The sequence below is a fragment of the Campylobacter concisus genome (genome assembly GCF_003048675.2).
Lineage (GTDB): Bacteria > Campylobacterota > Campylobacteria > Campylobacterales > Campylobacteraceae > Campylobacter_A > Campylobacter_A concisus_F.
Map to the genome: position 1 here is coordinate 1,838,917 of NZ_CP060707.1, position 22,659 is coordinate 1,861,575.

23 protein-coding genes and 1 tRNA gene are annotated in these 22,659 nt (G+C 41.1%); 9 read left to right on the forward strand and 15 right to left on the reverse strand.

From position 1 onward, the window contains the following. The first annotated feature begins 18 nt into the window (after nucleotides 1-18). The 6 genes from CVT00_RS09165 (at nucleotide 19) to CVT00_RS09185 (ending at nucleotide 4,830) form a co-directional block, all read left to right on the forward strand. On the forward strand, nucleotides 19-987 hold the full coding sequence (locus CVT00_RS09165; protein WP_103559184.1) for a putative transporter: 969 nt from the start codon (nucleotides 19-21) through the stop codon (nucleotides 985-987). Between the two features lie 30 nt (nucleotides 988-1,017). Then, nucleotides 1,018-1,152 carry a hypothetical protein gene (locus CVT00_RS10380; RefSeq protein ID WP_258033544.1) on the forward strand — a complete coding sequence of 45 codons (135 nt, stop codon included), beginning with the start codon at nucleotides 1,018-1,020 and terminating at the stop codon, nucleotides 1,150-1,152. Between the two features lie 625 nt (nucleotides 1,153-1,777). Then, nucleotides 1,778-2,581, forward strand: coding sequence for a M48 family metallopeptidase (locus CVT00_RS09170; RefSeq protein WP_012140525.1), 804 nt, complete (start codon nucleotides 1,778-1,780; stop codon nucleotides 2,579-2,581). 2 nt (nucleotides 2,582-2,583) lie between these two features. Beyond that, nucleotides 2,584-3,066 (forward strand): GNAT family N-acetyltransferase, encoded by a 483-nt coding sequence (locus tag CVT00_RS09175; protein ID WP_107916013.1) that lies wholly within the window; start codon nucleotides 2,584-2,586, stop codon nucleotides 3,064-3,066. A 43-nt stretch (nucleotides 3,067-3,109) separates the two neighbouring features. Continuing rightward, a tRNA-Ser gene (locus tag CVT00_RS09180) sits at nucleotides 3,110-3,197 on the forward strand. Between the two features lie 58 nt (nucleotides 3,198-3,255). Then, complete coding sequence (locus tag CVT00_RS09185) at nucleotides 3,256-4,830, forward strand: Na+/H+ antiporter (RefSeq protein WP_107916015.1); 1,575 nt, start codon at nucleotides 3,256-3,258, stop codon at nucleotides 4,828-4,830. Here the strand turns inward: CVT00_RS09185 and CVT00_RS09190 are convergent. From CVT00_RS09190 to CVT00_RS09255, 14 genes are all read right to left on the reverse strand, one after another. After that, entirely contained in the window at nucleotides 4,827-5,339 is a 513-nt protein-coding gene (locus CVT00_RS09190) for a chemotaxis protein (protein ID WP_103559180.1), read from the reverse strand. The genes CVT00_RS09185 and CVT00_RS09190 overlap by 4 nt on opposite strands. 95 nt (nucleotides 5,340-5,434) lie before the next feature. Beyond that, a complete protein-coding gene (locus tag CVT00_RS09195) occupies nucleotides 5,435-7,552 on the reverse strand; it encodes a TonB-dependent siderophore receptor (RefSeq protein WP_107916017.1) in 2,118 nt (705 codons plus the stop codon). Then, nucleotides 7,533-8,630 carry a PepSY-associated TM helix domain-containing protein gene (locus CVT00_RS09200; RefSeq protein WP_107916019.1) on the reverse strand — a complete coding sequence of 366 codons (1,098 nt, stop codon included), beginning with the start codon at nucleotides 8,628-8,630 and terminating at the stop codon, nucleotides 7,533-7,535. Before CVT00_RS09200 ends, CVT00_RS09195 begins: the two co-directional genes overlap by 20 nt. Nucleotides 8,631-9,300: 670 nt before the next feature. Next, nucleotides 9,301-9,708, reverse strand: a complete 408-nt coding sequence (locus CVT00_RS09205) for a tetratricopeptide repeat protein (protein ID WP_103559177.1) — start codon at nucleotides 9,706-9,708, stop codon at nucleotides 9,301-9,303. Nucleotides 9,709-9,841: 133 nt separating this feature from the next. Further along, nucleotides 9,842-10,669, reverse strand: a complete 828-nt coding sequence (locus tag CVT00_RS09210) for an ABC transporter permease (protein WP_103559176.1) — start codon at nucleotides 10,667-10,669, stop codon at nucleotides 9,842-9,844. Next, on the reverse strand, nucleotides 10,662-11,315 hold the full coding sequence (locus tag CVT00_RS09215; protein ID WP_021083997.1) for an ABC transporter ATP-binding protein: 654 nt from the start codon (nucleotides 11,313-11,315) through the stop codon (nucleotides 10,662-10,664). Before CVT00_RS09215 ends, CVT00_RS09210 begins: the two co-directional genes overlap by 8 nt. 9 nt (nucleotides 11,316-11,324) lie before the next feature. Beyond that, nucleotides 11,325-12,224, reverse strand: a complete 900-nt coding sequence (locus tag CVT00_RS09220) for a NapH/MauN family ferredoxin-type protein (protein ID WP_103559175.1) — start codon at nucleotides 12,222-12,224, stop codon at nucleotides 11,325-11,327. Between the two features lie 2 nt (nucleotides 12,225-12,226). Further along, the gene (locus CVT00_RS09225) at nucleotides 12,227-12,688 is read right to left on the reverse strand and encodes a c-type cytochrome (RefSeq protein WP_103559174.1); all 462 of its coding nucleotides are present in this window, start codon (nucleotides 12,686-12,688) and stop codon (nucleotides 12,227-12,229) included. Continuing rightward, nucleotides 12,685-13,236 carry a c-type cytochrome gene (locus CVT00_RS09230; protein ID WP_103559173.1) on the reverse strand — a complete coding sequence of 184 codons (552 nt, stop codon included), beginning with the start codon at nucleotides 13,234-13,236 and terminating at the stop codon, nucleotides 12,685-12,687. Before CVT00_RS09230 ends, CVT00_RS09225 begins: the two co-directional genes overlap by 4 nt. Beyond that, nucleotides 13,233-13,910: a 4Fe-4S dicluster domain-containing protein gene (locus tag CVT00_RS09235; RefSeq protein ID WP_103579330.1), complete on the reverse strand. Its 678-nt coding sequence runs from the start codon at nucleotides 13,908-13,910 to the stop codon at nucleotides 13,233-13,235. The genes CVT00_RS09230 and CVT00_RS09235 overlap by 4 nt, the downstream gene beginning before the upstream one ends. After that, entirely contained in the window at nucleotides 13,903-15,159 is a 1,257-nt protein-coding gene (gene nosD / locus CVT00_RS09240) for a nitrous oxide reductase family maturation protein NosD (RefSeq protein ID WP_107916054.1), read from the reverse strand. The genes CVT00_RS09235 and nosD overlap by 8 nt, the downstream gene beginning before the upstream one ends. Beyond that, a complete protein-coding gene (locus CVT00_RS09245) occupies nucleotides 15,152-15,907 on the reverse strand; it encodes a hypothetical protein (RefSeq protein WP_054197257.1) in 756 nt (251 codons plus the stop codon). Before CVT00_RS09245 ends, nosD begins: the two co-directional genes overlap by 8 nt. A gap of 81 nt (nucleotides 15,908-15,988) precedes the next feature. Continuing rightward, entirely contained in the window at nucleotides 15,989-18,577 is a 2,589-nt protein-coding gene (gene nosZ, locus CVT00_RS09250) for a Sec-dependent nitrous-oxide reductase (protein ID WP_107916052.1), read from the reverse strand. 12 nt (nucleotides 18,578-18,589) lie between these two features. After that, nucleotides 18,590-19,408 (reverse strand): ATP-dependent protease, encoded by an 819-nt coding sequence (locus tag CVT00_RS09255; protein WP_107916050.1) that lies wholly within the window; start codon nucleotides 19,406-19,408, stop codon nucleotides 18,590-18,592. A gap of 419 nt (nucleotides 19,409-19,827) precedes the next feature. Here CVT00_RS09255 and moaC point away from each other — a divergent pair, with 419 nt between their 5' ends. Genes moaC through CVT00_RS09270 form a run of 3 tightly spaced genes read left to right on the forward strand, consistent with a single transcriptional unit; the run spans nucleotide 19,828 to nucleotide 21,793 of the window. Then, nucleotides 19,828-20,304: a cyclic pyranopterin monophosphate synthase MoaC gene (gene moaC, locus CVT00_RS09260; protein ID WP_180543840.1), complete on the forward strand. Its 477-nt coding sequence runs from the start codon at nucleotides 19,828-19,830 to the stop codon at nucleotides 20,302-20,304. After that, entirely contained in the window at nucleotides 20,279-20,545 is a 267-nt protein-coding gene (locus CVT00_RS09265) for an HP0495 family protein (protein ID WP_107915827.1), read from the forward strand. The genes moaC and CVT00_RS09265 overlap by 26 nt, the downstream gene beginning before the upstream one ends. Nucleotides 20,546-20,554: 9 nt before the next feature. Next, complete coding sequence (locus tag CVT00_RS09270) at nucleotides 20,555-21,793, forward strand: hypothetical protein (protein ID WP_107797376.1); 1,239 nt, start codon at nucleotides 20,555-20,557, stop codon at nucleotides 21,791-21,793. A gap of 70 nt (nucleotides 21,794-21,863) precedes the next feature. Here the strand turns inward: CVT00_RS09270 and CVT00_RS09275 are convergent, their stop codons facing one another. Continuing rightward, the gene (locus tag CVT00_RS09275) at nucleotides 21,864-22,658 is read right to left on the reverse strand and encodes an undecaprenyl-diphosphate phosphatase (protein ID WP_002941660.1); all 795 of its coding nucleotides are present in this window, start codon (nucleotides 22,656-22,658) and stop codon (nucleotides 21,864-21,866) included. Between the last annotated feature and the right edge of the window lies 1 nt (nucleotide 22,659).

Below are 22,659 nucleotides of genomic sequence, written 5' to 3' on the forward strand. Positions count from 1 at the left end.
ATTTACAAAAGGCACTTTATGTTTTCATCATTTTTCAAAGACAAAAAATGGGCGCTTTGGGCTTACGGCGGAGCGATATTTATCATCTTGCTGCTTGTCTATCAAACGCACCTAAACGTCCGCATCAACGAGTGGTATAAAAATTTCTACGACATCATGCAAAACTCAAAAGATCACAATGTAGATGAGTTTTGGCAAGGGATATTAAATTTCTTAAAGATCGCCATGCCTTATGTCGTGACCTACACGGTGATATCGTTCTTTGCGAGCCACTGGGTCTTTCGCTGGAGGGAGGCGATGACCTTTAAATATCTCAAATTTTGGCGAAACTGCCAAAACGACATCGAGGGCAGCTCGCAGCGTATCCAAGAGGACGTTTATCGCTTTGCTAAGATCATGGAGAGCCTTGGCGTGCAGGTTTTAAAGGCGTTTATGACGCTCATCGCCTTTATACCGGTGCTTTGGGAGCTAAGCAAAAGCGTGAGCCTGCCTTTCATCAAGGACATCGAGGGCTCGCTAGTTTATATCGCGCTACTAATTAGCGTCGGAGGCCTCATCGTATCGTGGTTTGTGGGCATAAAGCTGCCACACCTTGAGTATAACAACCAAAAAGCGGAGGCGGCCTTTAGAAAAGAGCTGGTTTATGGCGAGGATGATAAGCTTAAATTTTGCCAGCCAAACGTCATGCTAGAGCTTTTTACGGGGGTCAAGCTAAACTACTACAAGCTATTTTTGCACTACGGCTACTTTAATCTTTGGCTCATCTCGTTTTCGCAAATTCTTGTCATCGTGCCTTACATCATCATGGGCAATGGCCTATTTAGCGGCGTCATCACGCTTGGCGTTTTAATCCAAGCTAGCAATGCCTTCTCGCAGGTCAGAGAGAGCTTTAGCGTCTTTATCGATAACTGGACGACGATAACGGAGCTAAGATCGGTCAATAAACGTTTGAGAGAATTTGAGAGAAATATAGACTATAAAGCGTAGGGGTTAAATTTAGGATATAGCATCTAAATTTTGAATTTATACGGTCACAAATCAAGCGGCACACAACATGCGCTTTATTGTCAGGCAAGTGTCAGGCAAATTTTAAAATTTACAAGCGAGCATATCACGGCTCTAAATTTAGTGGCTAGTGGCTACGAGACCTAAATTTAGTAGTCTGCTAAGGCGAGTGAGTAAGATTTTAAAATTTGTAAATTTGCTTCGTCAATTTATATAAGTGTCAAGTAAATTTTAAAATTTCATGAGCGAGTAATTTCGGCTCTAAAATTTGAGCTAAGCGGTAAGAGAAGCCAAATTTTAGTAGTCAATTCTTGCGAGCGAGTAAAAGTTTAAAATTTACTTTGAGATATAAATTTATCAAAAGGGAGACAAGGGGACTTGAATTACGGTCTGCTTGCAGTTGCGAGCTAGCGAAGCAAAGCCGTCCCCTTATCCCCCTTTTTAAATCCCCCGTCTGCTTGCAGTTACGAGACGAAGTCGAAGTAAAAACCCCTCGTACGTTAGAAGTGGCATGCAATAGCACTATCGTGCCGCACGCGTTTTAAAACCCTATCAAATATTAAAATTTCATGAACGAGTAATTTCGGCTCTAAAATTTGAGCTAAGCGATAAGCGAAGCCAAATTTTAGTAGTCAATTCTTGTGAGTGAATGAGATTTTAAAATTTTGTAAAAATCCAAAACCAGCCCTAAATTTAAATTTCACTCTTCGTTTAACAATGCATATCCAACGCAAGCTATAATAAGCCAAATTTTAATCCAAAAAGGATGAAAATGAAAAAAATTTTACTTACGTTATTAACAGCTAGCATGCTTATCACTGGCTGCACGAGCGTCACAAAGTCAGGCGTTGTGGGCGCAGATCGCAAGCAGTTCATGCTAGTATCTTCTGAAGCGATGGAGCAAAGCTCGGCTCAAGCTTATGTCAAGACGCTCACAGCTGCTAGAAGCAAGGGCGAGCTAAATGTCGATCCGATCCTCACAAAAAGGGTTCAAGATATCGCAAAAAGGCTGATCGCGCAAACTGGCGTTTTCAGAGACGACGCCCTAAAATGGAAGTGGCAAGTAAATGTCATAAACGAAGATACGCTAAATGCTTGGTGCATGCCAGGGGGCAGGATCGTCGTTTATAGCGGTATTATTAAAAAGCTAAATTTGACAGATGCGCAGCTAGCAGCGGTCATGGGTCACGAGATCGCCCACGCGCTTAGAGAGCACAGCAGGGAGCAAGCGAGCACCGACCAGCTCAAAAACATCGGCATCTTCGCAGTCGCAACCGCCACAGGACTTGGCGACCTTGGCGCAAGCGCTCTAAATTTAGCCAGCCAATACACCATCTCACTGCCATTTTCTCGCTCACACGAGACCGAGGCCGATCACATCGGCACTGAGCTAATGGCAAGAGCTGGATACGATCCAAAAGAGGCGGTCGAAGTTTGGGTTAAAATGAGCAAGATGAATGTCGGCAAAGTGCCTGAAATTCTAAGCACTCACCCATCAAACGAGAGCAGGATCAAGGACCTAAAAGAGATCGCAGCAAAGCTTGAGCCAGTATATCAAGCAGCCAAAAAAGGCTAAGCTTGATCGAGCAAGCAAATTTAAGCGACCTTGAAGCGATCACGCAAATTTACAACGAATACATCTTAGAAAGAAGTGCGACTGCTGATATGCAGCCAGTTAGCACAAAGGAGCGAGAGCCTTGGTTTAACGCCCACGGTGGCTCGCGCCCTATCTTTATCTACAAAGAAAATGATGAAATTTTAGGCTACTGCTCACTAAGCGACTTTAGTCCCAAGATCGCTTACGATATAAGCGTAGAGATAAGCATCTATGTCGCTAAAAAAGCCCTTAAAAAGGGCATCGGCAAGCAGCTTTTAGCCCACAGCTTAAATGAAGCTAGAGGGCTAAATTTAAAAAACATCATTGCGCTAATCTTTAGCAAAAACGAAGCGAGCCTTGGGCTATTTTTGAAATTTGGCTTTGAAAAATGGGGCGAACTACCTGGCGTTTGCCTGATGGATGGCGAGTACAAAGATGTCGTTATCTTGGGGCTAAAGCTCTAAAAGCCAAGCATTAAGCAAATGAAGATATAATCACCTTCTTCTTGGGTAGATGTCCGAGCGGTTTAAGGAGCACGCCTGGAACGCGTGTGTGGGGCAACTCACCGAGAGTTCGAATCTCTCTCTACCCGCCAGAAATTTAACAAAATTTACTCTATAACTTTAATACAAAAAGAAATTTAAAGGATCAAAATGATCGAACATTTACTGCTATTTTTTGCACTACTAGCTATCATCATCGCTTTGGTGATGGTCTCAAACCGCCTAAAGGTCGCCTATCCGGTGCTATTAGTCCTTGGCGGGCTTGCCATTAGCTTTGTGCCAAATTTACCAAGTATAAAGATCGATCCTGAGCTTATTTTCATCATATTTTTACCGCCACTTCTTTATGAGGCTGCGTGGGCAAACTCACTAAAAGAGCTCTTTAAATGGCGCCGCATGATCGGCAGTTTCGCCTTTATCGTGGTTTTCATAAGCGCAGCAGCAGTTGCAGTGATAGCAAATTTAGTGATCCCTGGCTTTTCGCTCGCCCTTGGCTTCATGCTAGGAGCCATCGTCTCGCCACCAGATGCGGTGAGCACGGCAGCTATCCTTAAATTTGTCAAAGCCCCACGCAGGATCAGCGCCATTTTGGAGGGCGAGAGCCTTTTAAATGACGCCTCATCGCTCATCATCTTCCGCTTCGCCGCAGTTGCAGTGACAACTGGGCAGTTTATCTGGTATGAGGCGGCTGCTAGCTTTGTTTGGATGGTGGTTGGTGGCGTTTTGGCGGGTCTTGTAGTGGCACTTGCGGCTTATTTTTTACATAAAATTTTGCCAACTGATGAAAACAGCGAAACGATAATGACGATCACGACGCCTTATATCATGTATATCTTGGCTGAGGAGCTTGGCGCTAGCGGCGTTTTGGCGGTGGTTTGTGGCGGACTTTATCTCTCTACTAAGAAAAATGAAATTTTTACCGCTTCAACAAGGATCCACGCGGTGCCCGTTTGGAACAACTTTATCTTTTTGCTAAACGGCCTTGCCTTTACCATGATCGGCCTTGATCTGCCTGAAATTTTAGCAGGCCTTAAGCGTAGCAGCGTCTCGCTCTTTGAGGCAGTCTTTTACGGCGTTTTGGTTACTGCAGTGCTCATCGTTATCCGCCTCATGGCATCTTATGGAGCCGTTTATATCACGATGTTTATGAAGCGTTATATCAGCGTGGCGGACGATCGCAACCCTGGTAAAGCCACACCATTTATCGTCGGCTGGGCTGGCATGAGGGGCGTAGTCTCGCTGGCTGCAGCACTTTCTATCCCTACCATGGCTGGAGACGAGCCCTTTCCGCATAGAGATCTCATCTTATTTATCACCTTTGTTGTGATCTTGCTAACGCTTGTGGTTCAGGGCTTAAGCTTACCACTGCTCATCAAAAGTGTGAAATTTCCAGACTTTAACGACCATATGCCAAATGAGCTTGCAAGGATCAAGATAAAAAAGGCGATCGCAGAGGCTTCGCTTAAATTTCAAAGCGAGAAATTTTGCAATGAGGAGAATTTCTTGTTTCAGAAACTCAAAGAAGTTTGGAATTTCGAGCTTTCAAATGAAAATTTCGAGATCAGCGACGAGGTCAGGCAGACCTATTTTGAGATCCTAAATGAGCAGCGAAAGGCGCTTTGTGAGCTAAACAAAGACCCAAAGATCGACGAAGAGGTCATTAGGACATTTTTATATCACATCGACCTTGAAGAGCAGAGGTGGCGTGCGCATAGCGAGCACTAAAATTTTCTTCCGACATTGCAACTTACCGCACCGCAAAATCTCTTGCCAAATTTAGCCTCGACGATGAGCACAAGCACAAAAAATATCTTCTCATCGTTCATGCGTGCGATCTGACGCAAAGTCTGGCTAGGACTATTAAATTTAACATCATTTTCGCGCAAACTCTTGCAAAACTCGCCCTCGTCAAAGCCAAGCATGCGTGAAATTTCACTGATGCTGTAAGGCTCAAGCGAGGCGATGATGCGGTCCATGTTGCAGATCGTTGGATTTTTGCGGTGCGTGGCGACATCGATCATCTCATTTATGAGCTTTACTAGCTTTCTTCTGCGGTTAAAAAGGTGCAAGATCACAGCACAAACGATCAAAGCTCCTGCAAATTTGTGCGCGCTCATCATCCACTCATTATACTCGCCCATGGCGAAATTTAGCCCAGTAAATGCAAGCAGGCAGATCCCACAGGCAAGAGCACAGACGATACAAAATTTATATATCACTTCCACTTTTAGCAATGCAAATTCCTTAGTTTTTTGAAATTATACACCTACTATGCAAAAAATGAATGGCGCCAACTAGAAATTTAGCTGGCGCATTAGAGTAAATTTAGCTAAAACTTATAGTTAAAGCTGAGATTAAAGGTGCGTGGATCGCCATAAACCATCTTGTTTGCACCGATGCCCTCGTAGTATTTTTTATTAAAGAGATTGTCGATATTTAGCTGCACATCAAAGTTTTTAGCAAATTTATATCCAAACATCAAATTTGCCAAGGTGTAGCCCTTTTGCGTGATCTCACCTGCGCCTTTGCCAGTGTAAATTTTGCTCTTATACATAGCTCCAGCCCCTACTCTAAAGTCCCTAAATTCATACTTTGCAAATAAATTTGCCGTGCTTCTTGATGAGTCGGTGGCGTATTTTTCACCATTAGCATCTTTTGCGTTAAAGTGCGTTGCACCAAAGCTTAGGCTTAAGTTTTTAGTGATCTCGCCGTTTAGATCTAGCTCGACGCCCTTGCTTGTCACGCCTTTGCCAGATTCATATATTTTGGCATTTGTCGCTGGATTTATCTTGCCAGTATCTACGCCAAGCTTGTCTTGCACGATCTTAAAGACGCCAAGACTTGCTTGAAGCGCCCCGTCAAGATACTCGCCTTTGATGCCCACCTCATAGTCCTTGCCTTGGATCGGATCAAGATACTTGTCGTTTGCGTCCTTTACGTTTTGAGGTTTAAATATGCTCGTGTAGCTAGCATATAGAGTGTGATTTGCTCCGATGTCGTAGGTGATGCCAAGATATGGCGTGATCTCATTTGTGAAATTTCTATTGTCTTTGCCGCCTTCGATCTCGTATTTGTAGTAGCTCACCCTAGCACCTAGCAAAAATTTAAGCTCATCGGTGATTGATAGTTTATTTGCCGCGTAAAATGCCTTTTGTATCGTTTTATCTTTGTTGTTTTGATCTTCGTAAGGGAATTTTGGATCATCAAGGTATAAATTTTTAAAATCAATCCTGCTTCTAGCCGTATAAGCAAGCCCTGCTGGTGTAGTCCTTTGCAGCCAGTAGCTACTTACCTTATCGCTACTTTTTTTATAGTTGTTATACATCGCGCCAAAGACAAACTCATGGGATAAATTTGCTATCTCGTAAGGGATATTTGCGTATGCATCGACGTTGTGGATGTTCTCCTCTCTTTTGTTTGCATAAGCGCTAAGACCACTCATATTGCCGGTGCCATCTAAATTTACCGCTCCACCGTAGTAGAGTAAATTTGAGTCAGTGTTTGCCCGCCTAAATGAGTAGCTTAAATTTAAGCTCGCTTCATTTTCAAAGTAGTGCTTAAAATCAGCGTAGAAATCAAGCGTTTTTATATCCCACCTAGTCCAAGGCTGAGAGAAAATTTCATTTTTACTAAAATTTGTCCTAGAGCCATCTGTGTAAAAAGCTGGCATACCGCCCCATCTAACGCCACGTCGTCTTAGCTCTTGATAAAACGCACCAAGGCTAAGCCATGAGTTATCGCCTATGTCGCTATCGACTACGCCGTAAATCGCGCTATTTTTGCGGTTGTAATAATCCATATAAGAGTGCGACTTCTCATGCATAAAAGATAGCCTTGCTCTAACTCTCCCGCTCTCATTTACTGGCGTTTGCACATCGCCATTTACACCGTATCTATCGTATGAGCCAGCACTTATGCCAAAATTTCCTTTTAGCTCCTTTGAGTCTGCTCTTTTTCTTATGAAATTTAAGCTTGCAGCTGGGTTGCCAGCGCCTGCAAGTAGGCCATTTGCCCCTTTTACCACCTCAACTCTTTCATAAGGCAGCAAGCTCATATCATTTGCGCCAAGGCTAAAGCCGCCAAAGCTAGGCATCGAATCAAGCAAGTAATAATCTATCTTAAAGCCACGAGCCGTCGGATATACGCGCTCATCCCATTTGTTTAGCGTGACACCTGGGATATTTCTAAGAAGCACTTGATAGTCTTTGATGCCTTGATCTTTTAGCCTGGCCTCTGTTAGCACAGTTAGCGACTGGGGCGTTTGGCGAGAGGTTAAATTTAACCTAGTTGTGCTCTTTACAAGCTCTTTTGCAAAGTAGTTTGCATCGTCTCTTCGCTCACTCTCCACGACGACATCGACCTCTTCTAAAACCTTGTCATTTTCACTAGCATAAATTTGAGGCAACGCCAAATTTAAAGCAACTAAGCTAAGTAAAATTTTTTTCATTTTTTCTCCTATTAAATTTTCTAAACCACAGATAAAGCCCTGAGATGCTCAAAACTAACGGCGAGATACCCACTATAAACCAGATAAATTTTGTAGTTTGGTTGTAGTTTCCAAAGTGCGATCTTCTAAAGGTCGAGAGGATTTTCTCACTTAAATTTGCATTTTTTATGTCTAGGACACTAACTAGCTTGCCGCTTTCTTTGTCGTAGGTGATAACGCTTGAGTATTCGTTATGCAAAAAGCTTTGCCATATCACATAGCCAAAGATGCGGATGTTTGCCCCTTGCATGAAAGGCAACGAGATGAAGTGTGGCTCAAAGCCTTTTATGTCCTTTTTCGATCTAGCGACCAGCTCATCAAGGGATAAACTTTTGTTGTAAATTTTTGCGTCTATTACAAAGTCATTTTTAAACTCTGGCGTGCGTGCCATCCTAAATTCCCACCAAGCGCCGCTTATGCAAATGAGCAGTAAAACTGGCGTGCAAAAAATTCCTATTATCTTGTGGATGTCGTTCATGAAAACATTTAGCCCATTTACGCGCAGTCTAAGCAGAGTTAGCCAAAATTTACGGTAGATCACAAAGCCGCTAATGCAGATAAAAAATGTAAAAATAGCTGTTAAAAAGAGGATAATGTTTCCACTTTTTTCAAGAAGCAACTCCTCATGGATATGCGCCAAAACCCCGAAAAATCCCTCATCGTGCGCAAGTGGCTCACTCTTTATCTTGCCGCTAAAAGCATCAAAATAGATAAATTTCCACTCTTTTTTGCTGTCATTATGCTCGATTAGCCAAATTTTGTCACACTTTTTAGGGTTTGCATCGATATTTATGCCAACCATCTCGTAGCCGCTAAGCTCGCTTGTGATGATATCTCTTAGCTCATCAAAGCTAATCCTTTTGCTTAAATTTTCTTTGTTTAAATTTACATTTACGATATTTGGGATAAAAAGGCTGTTTAGTTCGTCTTTATAAACGAGGATCGCACCGCTAAAGCAAACTACAACAAGTGGGATAAAAAAGAGAAGCGACAAATATGCATGCACCTTGTAAAAAAGCTTTAAATTTAAAAATTTCACCCTTTTAGCCACCTTTTAAAATTTAATCTTGATAACAACTCGCAATTTTACAAGGTTTTTGCTTTTATAATTTTTAAAACCATTATCAAAATATAATTTTAAAAAGAAAGTGACGTTTGTGAAATTTGAGTTTAGAAAGGTAAAAATTTGATTTAAAAAAGAGAGACAACTCCTCTTTGTGTAAGCGGAAAAGCCAGAAAAGGGGGAAGCAAAGTCTTAACCGCTACAAAAAGGAGGGTCCGTTTAGGACGATGAAATGTTATTATTTAAATATAAATTTTAATGAAATTTTTAGTTAATAAAAAAGAAATTCTGCGTAATACTAAATTAAATCACGATATTTAGGCATTTACTAGAAAAATTTATCTTTTAAAAAGGTAAAAATGTATGCTTTGCATAAAAAGAAAAAAATTAACATTTTAAATTTTTATTTTTTTATTGCGCCTAAACGTGTTTTATTCAAAAAGTTCTATCAAATTTTTACTTTCATGAACGAGTAATTTCGGCTTTAGAAAATTTGAGCTAAGCGATAAGCGAAGCCAAATTTTTAGTAGTCAATTCTTGCGAGTGAATGAAAGTTTAAGAAATTTTGCAAAGATAGCTTTGTCAAGTCTGATAAGCGCGAGACAAATTTTAAAATTTGCAAAAAATCTTTATAAATTTATAAATTTTAATTCTTAGGCACAAGCTCTAAGACGTTGCAAGCTCGTTTGCTGCCCATTTTGCAAGCTTTATCAAGGGCATTTGCAGATAGATCAAAGCTCTGCTCTACGCCGTTTCCTTGCAGATATTTTGTAGCTAGCTCGTAGCAAGCTTCGCTGCTGCCATTTTCGCAAAGCGACTTAAATATCTCATAAGATCTAACCATATCTTTCTCCACGCCAAGACCTCGGCCTAGCATGTCAGCATATAAAAAGCAAGAGGTTTTGTCTTTGTTCTCGCACTCGCTTGAAAGCTTTTTAGTAAAGCTCTCGCAAGCTTTTACGTCACTTTTGTTGATGCAGTTTTGCATATTTTCATCCCAGTTTGCACTTAGAGATAAAACGGCAAAGGCTAAAAATAAAATGGATTTTTTCATAAATTTCCTTGAGAGAGATAAACCCCCTTTGGGGGAAAGGGGGTCATTACAAAAAGGAGGTTTCTTGTTGGACAAGTGGAATAATACAAGCCTCGTCTAAATTTAAAGCCAACTCTTATTTAACAAAAAACAATCAAACAAGATCTCTCTTGCTAAAGCCCAAATAGCCGCAAACTAGCAAGATCGCGCCAAGCACCAAAGGATAGATGATAGCATAAGCTACGAAAGTCGCTTTTGAAAATGTGCCTAAGATAAAGTAAGACGCAGTGCCGATGACTGCTAAATTTGGATCAAAAAGGCTAAGCGCTGCTATCCTAAAAAGCTCGATCGGATTTAACATCGCGATAGAGTAGATGATGTACTCATCGACTGAGCTTCGCATAAGCAGCCCGATGAGCGCTAGGTCGATAAAAGCCAGCATGATAAGCCAGAGCAAAAACGCCACGCCTTGTCCTGTTTCTTGGTTTTTGATAAGGCTTGAGATGAAAAAGCCAAGCGACAAAAATACGATACTTAGGCTAAAAAGTAGGCCAAAGTAAAGCACCAGCACGCCCCAAGGTATCGACACGCCCTTTATAAAGCCAACCACCACGCAAAGCAAAAGCGAGAACAAAAGCGGCACAAAAACGACAAACGTCCGCCCAAGCGCCTTGCCAAAGTAGTACTCTTTAAGGCTTAGCGGGAAGCTTAGCACGTACTCAAGCAGGTTTGTGTCCCTGTCTTGATTTATGCTTCTAACGGTTGAAATTAGGATAAATATCGGCACGATGATGACGCAAATTTGTATAAACAAAAGTAGCGCCCTTGTTAGCCCAGAAAAGCCTAGCACGCGTGAGTCGGTCACTCCGCTAAATAAAAATCCTATCATCAAAGCAGAAAAAAGAAGCGCATAGATCGCAAACCACCTCGAGCGAAACGACTCTTTGACGTCTAGTTTTGCTATTAAAAAAAGGTTATTCACTCTTGCTCCTTAAATTTTCTTCTTTGATGATCTTGCCAAGGTCCATATAGACGCATCTATCAAGCAAATGAGCGATCTCGTCTATGCGGTGCGAGATGAAAACTAGCGTCTTATTTTGCGTGAAATTATCGAGCAAATTTTTAAAAGACTCCCTTGCTTTTACATCTAAATTTGCCGTTGGTTCGTCAAACATCAAGATTTCACTATCTTTGGCAAATGCGATGGCTATTAACATCTTTTGCTTCATACCGCCAGAGAGCTTATAAAAGGACTTGTTTAAATTTGCATGCAGGTCAAGCTCTAAAAGCTTGCTAAATTTCTCAATATCTTCAAATTTGACATTTGAGCTTTTGCAGACAAACTCGCAAAGCTCACGTAGGCTAAATTTAAGTGGTGGCGGGGTTTGCGGCACAAATGAGATAAACTTTAGCGCCTCTTTTCTATCTTTTAGAGTATTTACGCCATTTATCGCGACGCTTCCGCTATTTGGCACGAACTCGCCCAAGATGATACGCATGAGCGAGCTTTTACCAGCTCCATTTTGCCCAAGTATCGCTATCTTTTCGCCAGCTTTTACATTTAGACTGACGCTATCAAGTATCTTTTGCGAGCCAAAAATTTTCGTTACTTCTTTTATATCTATCAAAAAATTTCCTTATATGAGTTTCTTAAAGCCGTTGTCAAATTTAAGTGCATCTTGGTGGCAAACGTCGATACACCTGCCACAAAGCGTGCAGTCAGCGCCTGCTATCCTAAAGAGCTTTTTACCATCATCAGTTTTTGCGCCCTTTTTTGTCATAAAAAGCACGTGTGGCACTAGGCAAACATCAGTGCAAACCAAGCAATGATCGCACTTTTCTTTATCCCAGCTGACCTTTATCGCATTTGGCTTTGCTAGTAGAGAATAGGTCGCTCCAACAGGGCAGACATATCTGCACCAAGCCCTGCGTGAGAAGAAAATCTCAACCACAAGCATAGCTACAACAAGCCAGATAGCGTGAAAGTAGCCATAGATGATAAATCTTGAAAATATCCCAACGACGTTAAAAATTTCAAAGACAAGACTTGAGCTAGCAAAGCTAAGAGCCAAAAACAAAATGGTAAAAGCGTATCGCCACTTTGTGTCAAAAACTCGCGGTTTTACTATCTTTTTGGCGCGTAAATTTTCGTGAATTTTTTCAGCTATCTCGCTTATAAGTGAATACGGGCAAACCCACGAGCAAAAGCCCCTGCCACCAAAAATGATGTAAAAGGCTAGGATACTAAGCGAGCCGATTAGTAAATTTACATGAATTTCATGCGTTGCCAAAAAGACTTGCAAGCTCATAAAGACGTCTGCTAAGTGAAAGCCAAGTATCCTTGAGGCGCTAATGTCGCCCTCTAAAATTTGCACATCGACCCTATAAGAGAGCACAAATAAAAGATGAACTAGCACGATGGTAAAAATACGCCAAAAACGTATGCTTGGGCGCTTTTTGCCATCTTTTGTAGTCGTTATTAGCGTGCTTAGAAAGCTTACGTTTCTAACCGTCGCTCGAACGTTATATTTATCCATTTTTACTTTTTAAATTTAGAAATTTCATCAGCAAGGCTGTTTAGATCGCTGTCGCTAACGTTTGTAAGCAGTCCCTTCATAAGCGTGTTTTGCACCTTGCCAGCCTTGTAATCAGCTAGTTTTTTAAGCAGATCTTCTTTGCTTAGATGGGTGATATCAGGCGCTACGACACCCTTGCCATTTGCGCCGTGACATGGTGCGCAAGAGGTTAGGTATTGCCTGCTAACGCCTTCATTTTGCGTCTTAGCCACGCTTAGGCTTAGCTCTTTTACCTTTTTTAGCTCATCTTCGCTGGCAAATTCCTCGCTAGACTTTGACTGCTCTTTTGAGATATTTTGCTCCACTTTTGGCTGAACGCTAGCTTCTACTTTCTCCTTTTTAGGCGGAGTTTGGCTTAGCATAAACACCATGATGCCACATATTAGCACCGCTAAAATGATCGTTATGATTTTTCCGATTTTCATTGTTTGCTCCTAAACTGCGCATTAAAATCGCTTATCTCTTTGGCTAATTTTCTAATCTCACTCTCATCCATCTTTTTAACAAGATCACGCATCAGCACATTTACTTTCTCTTTGTTTTTATAAGCGTTTATCATCTTATAAATTTCATCCTCGCTCTTTGTTAGAAGAGATGGTCCGATGATGCCGTTTGCATAGTCGTCGTGGCAGGCTGAGCACTTAGTGATGAAGTCCTTGCTAAGTCTGCCCTTTATAAGCCTTAAATTTATACTTTGAAGCGGGCTTTTTACCATGGCAAGCGCTCCGATCTGGCGGCTTACGTTGTTATCTTCAAGTCCAAATTTAACGCTTTTTTCGCCGTGCATATCGTATTTTATAAATTCATTTTGCTTATTTGCACTCTCGTTGTTTTCATTTTTTTCGACCTTTATGCTAGCGCTTGTCGCCACCTTTGCGCCTTGCTCGCTAGCAGCCTCTTGCGCTTTGTCCTCACTCTTTTCACAGCCGACAAATAGCAACGCAGCAGCTATTAAAGGTATTATTGCTCTCATTTTTTCTCCTTGTAAATTTCATCATAGCTCATCTTTGGGGCGATATTTATGATCTTTGCTGGGCAGACCTCAGCACAAACGCCACAACCTACGCAGCCATTTTTTATGAGCGGCAAATTTGCCTCGCTCATTGCTATCGCGCTATCGCCAACTGGGCAAAGCGTGACGCAAAGATCGCAAATTTGACCGATCTTGCCTTTTATCTTATCTTTTAGCGCCTCTTCTCTGTCGTTATAGGCTTTGCGATCAAGCAGATGCTTAACGCCAGCTTCGCTTAAATTTTCTCTTTTCACGCTCAAACAGGCAGCCGTGTCACTTAAAACTGCAACGCCCATTTTGACATCGCCCACGACCTTTGTCGCGTGATCGAGCGCACCGCTAGGACAGGCTAGCACGCATGGGAAAAGGTCGCACAAGTAGCAACCTCGCTCTTTGGCGTCGATGTGAGCTGAGCCACTTGAGTAGCCATCTTCTATATCAAGTAAGCTTATGCTGTGATATGGGCAGACTTGCACGCACTGACCGCATTTTACGCAAAGATCATCAAAGTCATCAACAGCACCTGGCGGTCTAAGATAGAGCTTATCGCCACTACTTTTTGGCAAAAACTTGCCTATGGCGTATCCAGCCACCGCTGCGGCTGAGCCAATTATCATAAAATTTCTTCTATCCACGTTTCGCCTTTAAAGCGTTGAAATTTGAAACATCAAGCGGTTTTATCCTAGGCGAACTATCTTCAAGTAGCTTTATCGGCTCAGAAAATGGAGCGAGTTTAGCTAAGAAATTTAAGACGCTAAAGACGCTTGAGCCATAGAAAAACTGCAAATTTGGATAGTACTGCCAAAGCTGATCGATGTATGAGAGGTGCAAAAATGGCGTGTCGCCGTAGCCATCTTTATCTCTATCAAAGCTCTCATACTCATCATAGTAGTTCTTGCTCCATCTATTTAGTAGCATCTTTTCGCCTGGGGTGTCGTTTACGACGATGTCCATGTTGCCGATGAAGTCGTTGTTTTCAAAGATACTTGTGCCTTGCGTGGCGTGAAAATAGACGCCAACTACGTTGTGTAAAATTTTATTGCCTATAAAATTTATAGTTGATCCTGGCTGAAAGGGCGAGTTATCAAGCAATATGCCACGCGCATTATAGATAAGTGTGTTGTTTTCTATCGTAAAGTCAGACACGTCCTTTAGTCCGATGCCGATGCCAAAAGCGCCGTCACTATCCATAACGAGGTTATTTTTTATATTTGAGCCAGCCGAATACATAAAAAACATACCAACAGCGTTGCCGATAAATTCGTTATTTTCGACTAAATTTTGATTAGCATACATGAAGTGAAGCGAGTATCTGCTGCCAACTGCTTTGTTGCTTAGAAATTTATTGTGACTTGCGTACCATGCGACCATGTCACGGCTGTCACGGATATTGTTGTGCTCGATCAAATTTTCATGGCTATACCAAAGTCTCACCGCATCGCCTCTAAAGCCAAGGCTAGCGCCTTTTTTTGAGGTGATGTTGTTTTCAGTGATCTTTGAGCTACTGCACTCTTTAAAATCAATCCCAAAAAGCACGTCGCTTATGTCGTTTTTAGAAATTTCTACGTTATTTGCCTTGTCACAGCCTATGCCAGCGTCAAGCTCGCCAAGGTCATTGCCACTGCCACTTATTTTTAAATTTTTAAGTGTCACATTTGAAGCGATGATCTTTATAACGCTGCCTTTGCCACTCCCCTTTATATGGGCGTTTTTGCCCTCACCGATGATGCTAAGAGGTTTATTTATCGTTATACCACCTTCATAAACAGCGTCCCCTAGCTTTATCACATCGCCAGGGCTAGCGTTATTTATCGCATCTTGAAGGACGTTTGCAAAGCCAAAAAGTGGCAAAAAAGCAAGGGCAAATTTAGAAAATTTACGCATTTAGCTCTTTTTTCTTTGAAAAGACCGCAAGTATGCAAAGCACGCTCATCACCATCATCACCCAAAAGCCGATGGTCGGATAAGAGTGAGTTGTAAAGTGTGCCACGCTACCATCGCCTAAAACGGTTGGCATAAATGGCTTGATCTTAAAGGCACCCCACTCTTGCATGTTGTGTCCATACCAATATAGCCAGCCCACAAATGCGCTCATAAATAGCACAGGTGCGATGATGGTTGGCACCATGAGAAGCGAGTTAAATTTACCGTCATAGTATAAAAATGCAAGCATGCAAAGTGTGGCGATAAGTAGATAATAAGGTGCGATGGCTCGCTCGACATTGCCGCCATGCTCCATAGGATACATGCCGATGTAGTGGTTTATCGTATTCATCTCGTGCACGTCGCCACTATATCCATCTACGTGAAAATATACTGGGATGCCATCTGGAAAGGCTGCCTTTGGATAGTTTGGCGCTTCAAGAGATACATACCAGATAGGAAGAGATGGCGTGCCGATCTCTGCTTTTTGCTCAATCATCTTATGAAGATCACTTGCTACCTCTTTTGGCAAAAGGTGGTTTTTATACTGAAATGAGCTATAAAGATCGTAGATAGTGTAGCTATAAGATGGTAGCTCGTCGCCGTTAGCTATACGCTCTTTAGCTCCATGCCAGCCAAGAACTGGTAGAGTAAAACAAACGCTCATGATGATAAGTGCAACAATGGTATAAATTTTATATTTACTCATAATCTCTCCTTTAAATTTTAAAATTTAGCCTAGCAAAAGTTAAATTTTAAAATTTAAAAGGGGCAAAAATGCCCCTTAAAACTACATACCTGCGTTTTCGTCTATCCATTTTAGATACTCGATGATATTTTTGATCTCTTCGTCACTCATATGCTGATTTGGCATTCTAAGTTTAAAGAAGTCAATCATCGCTTTAACGTAGTCATCGTTATAGAATTTAGCAGGATCTTTTATGAAGTCTGCTACCCATTTTTCGCCATTTTCATGTCTTAGTAAGACGCCAGTTAGGTCTGGACCTGAGCTTACTTGACCGATAACGTGGCAACCATTACATCCGCCTTTTAGATAAGCCTCTTCACCTTTTGCAGCAGCTGGGCTCATCGGAGTTGCGATCTCTTTAGCTAGGTTATTTTTAGCTCTTAGACCAACGTCAGCAGTTTTTACCATGTATTGCCATACTTGGTACTCCCAAAGGATAGCGCCATTTACGTCGCCTTTTTTGTAAGCTTCGTCAGCTTTAGCTTTTACCTCTTTGATGTGACCGTATTGATCAAGTGCGTCATCAACCAAAGCTTTTACTTTTGGATATTTCTCATAATGTTTCTCTTTTAGGTATTTAACAACCTCTTGGATAACATCATCAGTTGCTTTGTTAGTTGCGATTACTTTGTCGTACTCGGCTTTTAGAGCTTCTGGGCTTAGAGTTTTTAGCTTGCTATTTTTTGCAGATTCATATTTTTTATTTGGATCTTTAACAAGCAAATAACCCATCATCTCAAGGTGAAGTGCTGAACAAAACTCGGTGCAGTAATATGGGAAGACACCTTCCATATCAGCTACGAAATTTACTGAAGCAGTTTTGCCAGGCTCAAGTGAAGCGTGGATGTTGTAAAGGTCGATGCCAAAGCCGTGAGTCTCGTCTTGAGCGCGCTCTAGGTTTGTTAGGTGAATTGTTACATTATCGCCTTTATTTACCTCGATGTGCTCTGGGTTGATGTGACTTCTGATCATTGTTGCATAGACAGTTACGTTTTTGCCGTTTCTCTCAACTCTTTCTTGACCAGCTAGTGTTGCAAATGGGCTTGCCTCGCCTGTTCTTGAGTTTGTACCCATGTTGTAAGTAAGCGCTGGAGTTAGCTTGCTAGCAGCTATTGAAACAACGTCGTGTGGCTCACCAAGTGGGATTGGCATATCGTAGATTAGCTCCATTTTTGGACCATTGATGTCGATTAGCTGGTGGTTTTGTGGATGGAGTGGGCCAACTGGGTTGAAGCGATCGATTGAAAGTTTATCAAGTGCGATTGCGTATTTGCCAACTGGTTTTGCTGATTTGCCCTCCATTGTGTCAAGGTGACCGATGTTGTAATGAACATTTACTTTATCAAGCACTTTTAAATTTTTGTAGTCCCATTTTACGATTTGACTATCAACGTAAAGTGAAGTATAGACTACACCATCTTGTGAATCAAATGATGTATGCAGTGGTCCAAGGCCAAGTTCGACTTGTCCGTGCATTGTCTTTTCTCTATCTAAGATAGGTATGCCGTATGGGTCAGTGCCAGCGTACTCTTTTTTGTCGATTAGCTCTTTGATCTTTTTAAAGTCATAAACTGATGCGTGAGTATCAAGCTTACCACCAACGATGATGTATCTGCCATCTGGTGTTACGTCACAACCGTGTGGGCTCTTTGACTCTGGGATCAAGAATAGTGCTCCAGCTTTTACAGCAGCTTCTATTGTAACTACCCTGTGACCATTTACAACTTTGTAGTTTTTCTTATCCTGTGCAAGTTTTTCTAAAATTTGCCAGTTATAAACGTGCAAGAAGTCGGTGTCATTTCTACTAGCACCTGCCTCAAATGGAGGAAGACCTTTTTCGATACCACCTGTATACATCTCGCTATTTATTGAGTTTGTAAAGCCCCAGCCGTAGCTCTCGCCCTTACCAGCGTCGCTTAGGTCTTGCCAGTATGGAGGAAGCTCAAGTGAGAAAGATGCTTTCTCGTCGATCTTGCCTTTTGGATAGTCAAATTTCCAAAATGTCACAGCGCCTCTATAGACAGCTTCGTAGTCGTCCATTGAGTGATAGTTATCATCAAGTGGAGCTGCGTACTGGCTAGCTTCGATGACGTACTCGCTGTTTGGAGTGATGAAGCTACCGCCGTGCTCACTCTTCATGATAGGGTTTACGACCATTTGAGTTGTCTCAAAGTCTTTTAAATTTATAACAGCGATCCTTGGGTTTGCCTTGTCGTTGATAAATAGATAATCACCAACATACTCACCATTTTTCTCAGTGAAATTTGGGTGGTGCGTATCGCCCCAAGTTATCTCTTTGCCCCTGATGTTGCCTTGTTTTAAAACAGCTTTTGACTCATCGTCATAGCCATATCCTTGCCAAGGCTCTGGGGTGAAAACGCCGATGTATTTGTAAATTCTCATCGACGGAACGCCATAAACTAGCACTTGACCACTCTGCCCGCCAGATGAAAAGACGATGAAATCATCTTTTTTACCGCTTGGCTGGTAAGTCTTAGCAGCTGCAAGGACATCTTTTTCGCTTAGCCCGCGCTCTTTCATGACTTTTTCAAGGTCACTACTAGCAGCACAAGCAGCAGTTAAAGATAGCCCAAGCAGTGCAGCACTTGCGACACAAAATAACTTTTGCATTTACTCTCCTTTTTAAAATGAATTTATCTCTAAACTCTTTGTCTTATTGCCTAGATCCACGCCAACAAGCACGTTTTTATCTATAAAAATTTCTTTTATCTCGCCACTAAAAAGCTCTTTTTTGCCCTTTAGCTTAAAGCTTTTGTCAAATTTATAGATCACTCCGTCCTCGCTAGCTACCAAAACCTCATCTCCCGCACAAGCAAGAGCTGAAATTTTAGATCTTAAAACTTGCTTTTTAGCTCCACTTTTAAGATCTAAAATTTCTCCATTTTTAAAGCCTATGAAAATTTCATCATCACTAAATTTACAAGCACTTATCGGCGCAAAACCAACGTTTTTTTGCTCTTTTACGTTAAGCTTGCTATCAAGCAAAAACGCCTTGCCATTAAAGCTAGTAAAAAATGCTCCCTCACCAAGCGGTAAAAAACTAGAAATTTTATAAATATTGTTAAAATTTTTTGATATAAATTTTTTAGAACTCTTGTCAAAAATGGCGATCGTTACGACATTTGCCATATCGCAGGCGACATAAATTTTCTCTTTTTCTAGCAAGATATTTGAAACCTTACAGCCAACATTTGGCAGAGCAAATAAAAATTCCTTCTCGCTAGCTACCCTTACGATCTCGTTGTTTAAATTTGCAACGTAAAAAGAGCTCTCATCAAAAGCACATCTTTGATCTTTGTAAATTTTCTCCTTTAAGCCTAGGCTTTTTGTCTCGCCATCTTTTACAAAGATGATGTTTTGACTATTTTCATCGACGAAACAGCCCTTACCCTCGGCAAAAAGCGCTATAAAAGACAAGCTAAGACATAGCAGAAATTTCATTATCTAGGTTGCTTTCATCGTAAATTTAAAATTAACAAAAATATACATATTCATATCTTAAAAGCAAATTAGAAGTTAATTTGTTTTCTTAAGCTTTTAAAGAAAAATATCAATAATTTTTTTTAAATTTTGCCATTTACAATAAATAGACTTTGGAATTTAATGGATAGAAATATTTTTTTGATAAAAATTTATTATCTGTAAAAAAATCTGTATTTTAGGCTTTTTTTGCATTAAAAATTTTAAATTATAAATATTTCTTTAAAAATTATTTAAATTATATAATTATATTAAGAAATAAAAATTTTCTCTTGCGTTTTGAGCGAGGGCTACTCTAGGTTTTTTTGATATTTTTTGCTTAAATTTGCTGATAACTTAAATTTGTTTAAATAGGCTATAATCCACCAAAAAAAGGAGAGATAATGCTAACACATTTAGATGAAAAAGACCGTCCAAAGATGGTCGATGTAAGCCCAAAAGATCCAACTAAAAGAGTAGCAACTGCTAGCGGGATCATCAAAATGAGCAAAGATGCTTTTAAGGCGATCAAAGAAAATACCGGCAAAAAAGGCCCAGTCATCCAAACAGCCGTCGTCGCTGCGATAATGGGCGCTAAAAAGACAAGCGAGCTAATACCTATGTGCCATCCACTGGCCATTTTGGGTGTGGATTGTGACATCGAGGAGCTGCCTGAAATTTGCGCTTTTAAGCTTTATGTGAGCGTCAAGATAGAGGGCAAAACAGGCGTTGAGATGGAGGCGCTAACAGGCGTGAGCGTGGGACTTTTAACCATTTACGATATGGTAAAAGCCATAGATAAGGGCATGGAGATAGATAACATCGTGCTAGAGAGCAAAACAGGAGGCAAAAGTGGCGAATATATGCGATCTAAATAATAAAAAGGCAAAAATCGACTACCCAACACACTGGAAGTATAAAGTGATATTTGACGCTGGCGTAAATGCCGAAGAGAAGGTAAAAGAGATAGTAAAAGATAGAGAATTTAAGCTAGTTTTTTCAAAATTTAGCAAAGATAAAAAATACGCTAGCTACGATCTAGCTGTGATAGTTTTAAGCGAAGAAGAGAGGCTAGAGATTTTTTCAGCGCTAAAACACGAAGCAAAATACGTTTTATAAGGCAAAAATATGGATAAACTTGAACAAAATTTACGTGATTATAAAGATAGCGAGGGGCTACTTACTAGCATAAAGGCTCTTTGCAACGACTTTTTTAGGGATGTCTCAGACAAAGACGAAAACACACTGCCTGATCTTTTGAAGCAAAAGATGAACGAGCTTTACGACAAGATGGACAAAGAGAGCCTCATAAATGCTAAAAACCTAAAAAGCGCTATGGAGGGGATAAATCAGGCCCTAGTTAGCGGCGAAGAGAAGCAGCTTTATGAGCTATTTGATAAAAGGGATGAGATAAATAGGGCCATCGAAGCAAAGCGTGAAGAGATAAAAAATAGGCTAAAAATTTCATTTGAAGCAGCTGAAGAGGTCGTAAAAGATAGAGATTTTGGCGAAAAAGAGGAAATTTTAGAGCTTTTAAACAACGCCATTATCAGAGAAACAAGGATGCTTGGCATCTTAAAAGAGAGTGCTCAAATCGCCTTTTTAACGACGCTTGAAGGCGCAAAGGATGTCGAAGAGACTGCTGGCGCGATAGCTAAAAATATGACCTACGCTGCGATAAGAGGCGGAGAGTTTAGCAAAGAGCGAATGTTTGAAATTTCAAAAAATATCATCAGTGCAGCTGGAAATTTAGCAAATGAGGGGCATATATTTGCAAAAGAGCTCATAAAAGGCGCGATAAATGGCACTAGAGATGGCATTTTAAGGGCTATTGAAAAGCTAAAAGATGAGGCGAAATTTGCCCCAGATGAGCTAAGACTAAACTCACAGCTTTTAAATTTAAAAAACGTGGATGAAGAGTTTATAGCGCTTCTTAAAGAGCTTGAAAATGAATTTGACGGCGTGGCTAAAAGCGAGATCGAAAGCGTGATAAATAGCGAGCTTGATACAAATCTAGCAAAATTTAAACGCATAAGCGATCAAGCGATGGAGCAGATCAGCTCAAGGCTTGAAGAGCTAAAATCAAACGGCGTTGCAAAGCTTATGAGCGAGGCAAACAATAAATTTGAAGCTCTAAAACAAGAGCTAAACGACAAGAGCAAAAAGCTAAAGCTAAATTTTGACGCAAATGACAAGCTTGAAGGCCTCAAACAAGATATCGCAGAGTTTGAGAAAAAGGCGAACAACAAGCTTGAAGACATCAAACAAATGGATATAAAATCAGAAGCTAAGAAATTTGGCGACAGAGCCTATCAAGCTGCAAAAGACTTCATAAACGTCATAAAAAAAGATAAAAAAGAGGAGTAAATTTGCCAAGCTTTTTGGCAAATTTATCATTTTGGCTAGGTCTTAGCCTAGCCCTTTTCATCACTTAAATTTATAAAAATAGATAGAGCAAAAACGCACCCAAGATCAAGCGGTAGATGACAAAAGGAAGCATCCTGATCCTTGAGATGATCCCCATAAATAGCTTCACGCAGATATAAGCACTAACTGCACTTATGATGACGCCAAGGGCGATGTCGCTCCAAGGCAAGGCGTTTGGATCTTTTATAAGCTTGATGCTCTCAAGTCCGCCAGCTAGTATGATGACAGGTATCGAAAGTAAAAATGAGAAATTTGCACTGCCTTTATGGCTAAAGCCCAAAAACAAGGCCGCTGTCATCGTTATGCCTGATCTTGAGACGCCAGGGATGAGCGCCACAGCCTGCGCTAAGCCTATAATAAGAGCAAATTTTATGGTCATTTCGTATTCGCTTTTGTTTGTTGAGCGAAGATCAGCAAAGTAAAGTGCGATGCCAAAGATGATCGTAGTAACAGCGATCACAACGCCGCTTCTTGCGTACTCTTCGATCACGTTGTTGAACAAAAGTCCAAAGATGCCAACCGGGATAGTGGCAAATCCCACGCACCAGACAAGCAAGCTATCGCCCACCATCTTTCTTTGTGCTATCGAGGCAAAAAAGTCGCGAAGCAGCTTAAAAATCGTATCTTTAAAATAAAAAAGTATCGCGCTTAGCGTACCAACATGCACTGCCACGTCAAAAGCAAGCCCTTGATCTGGCCAGCCAAGTAGCTTTGGCACCAAGATGAGATGAGCCGAGCTTGATATCGGCAAAAACTCGCTTATGCCTTGCACCAAGGCCAAAACGATAACGTGAGAAATTTCCATA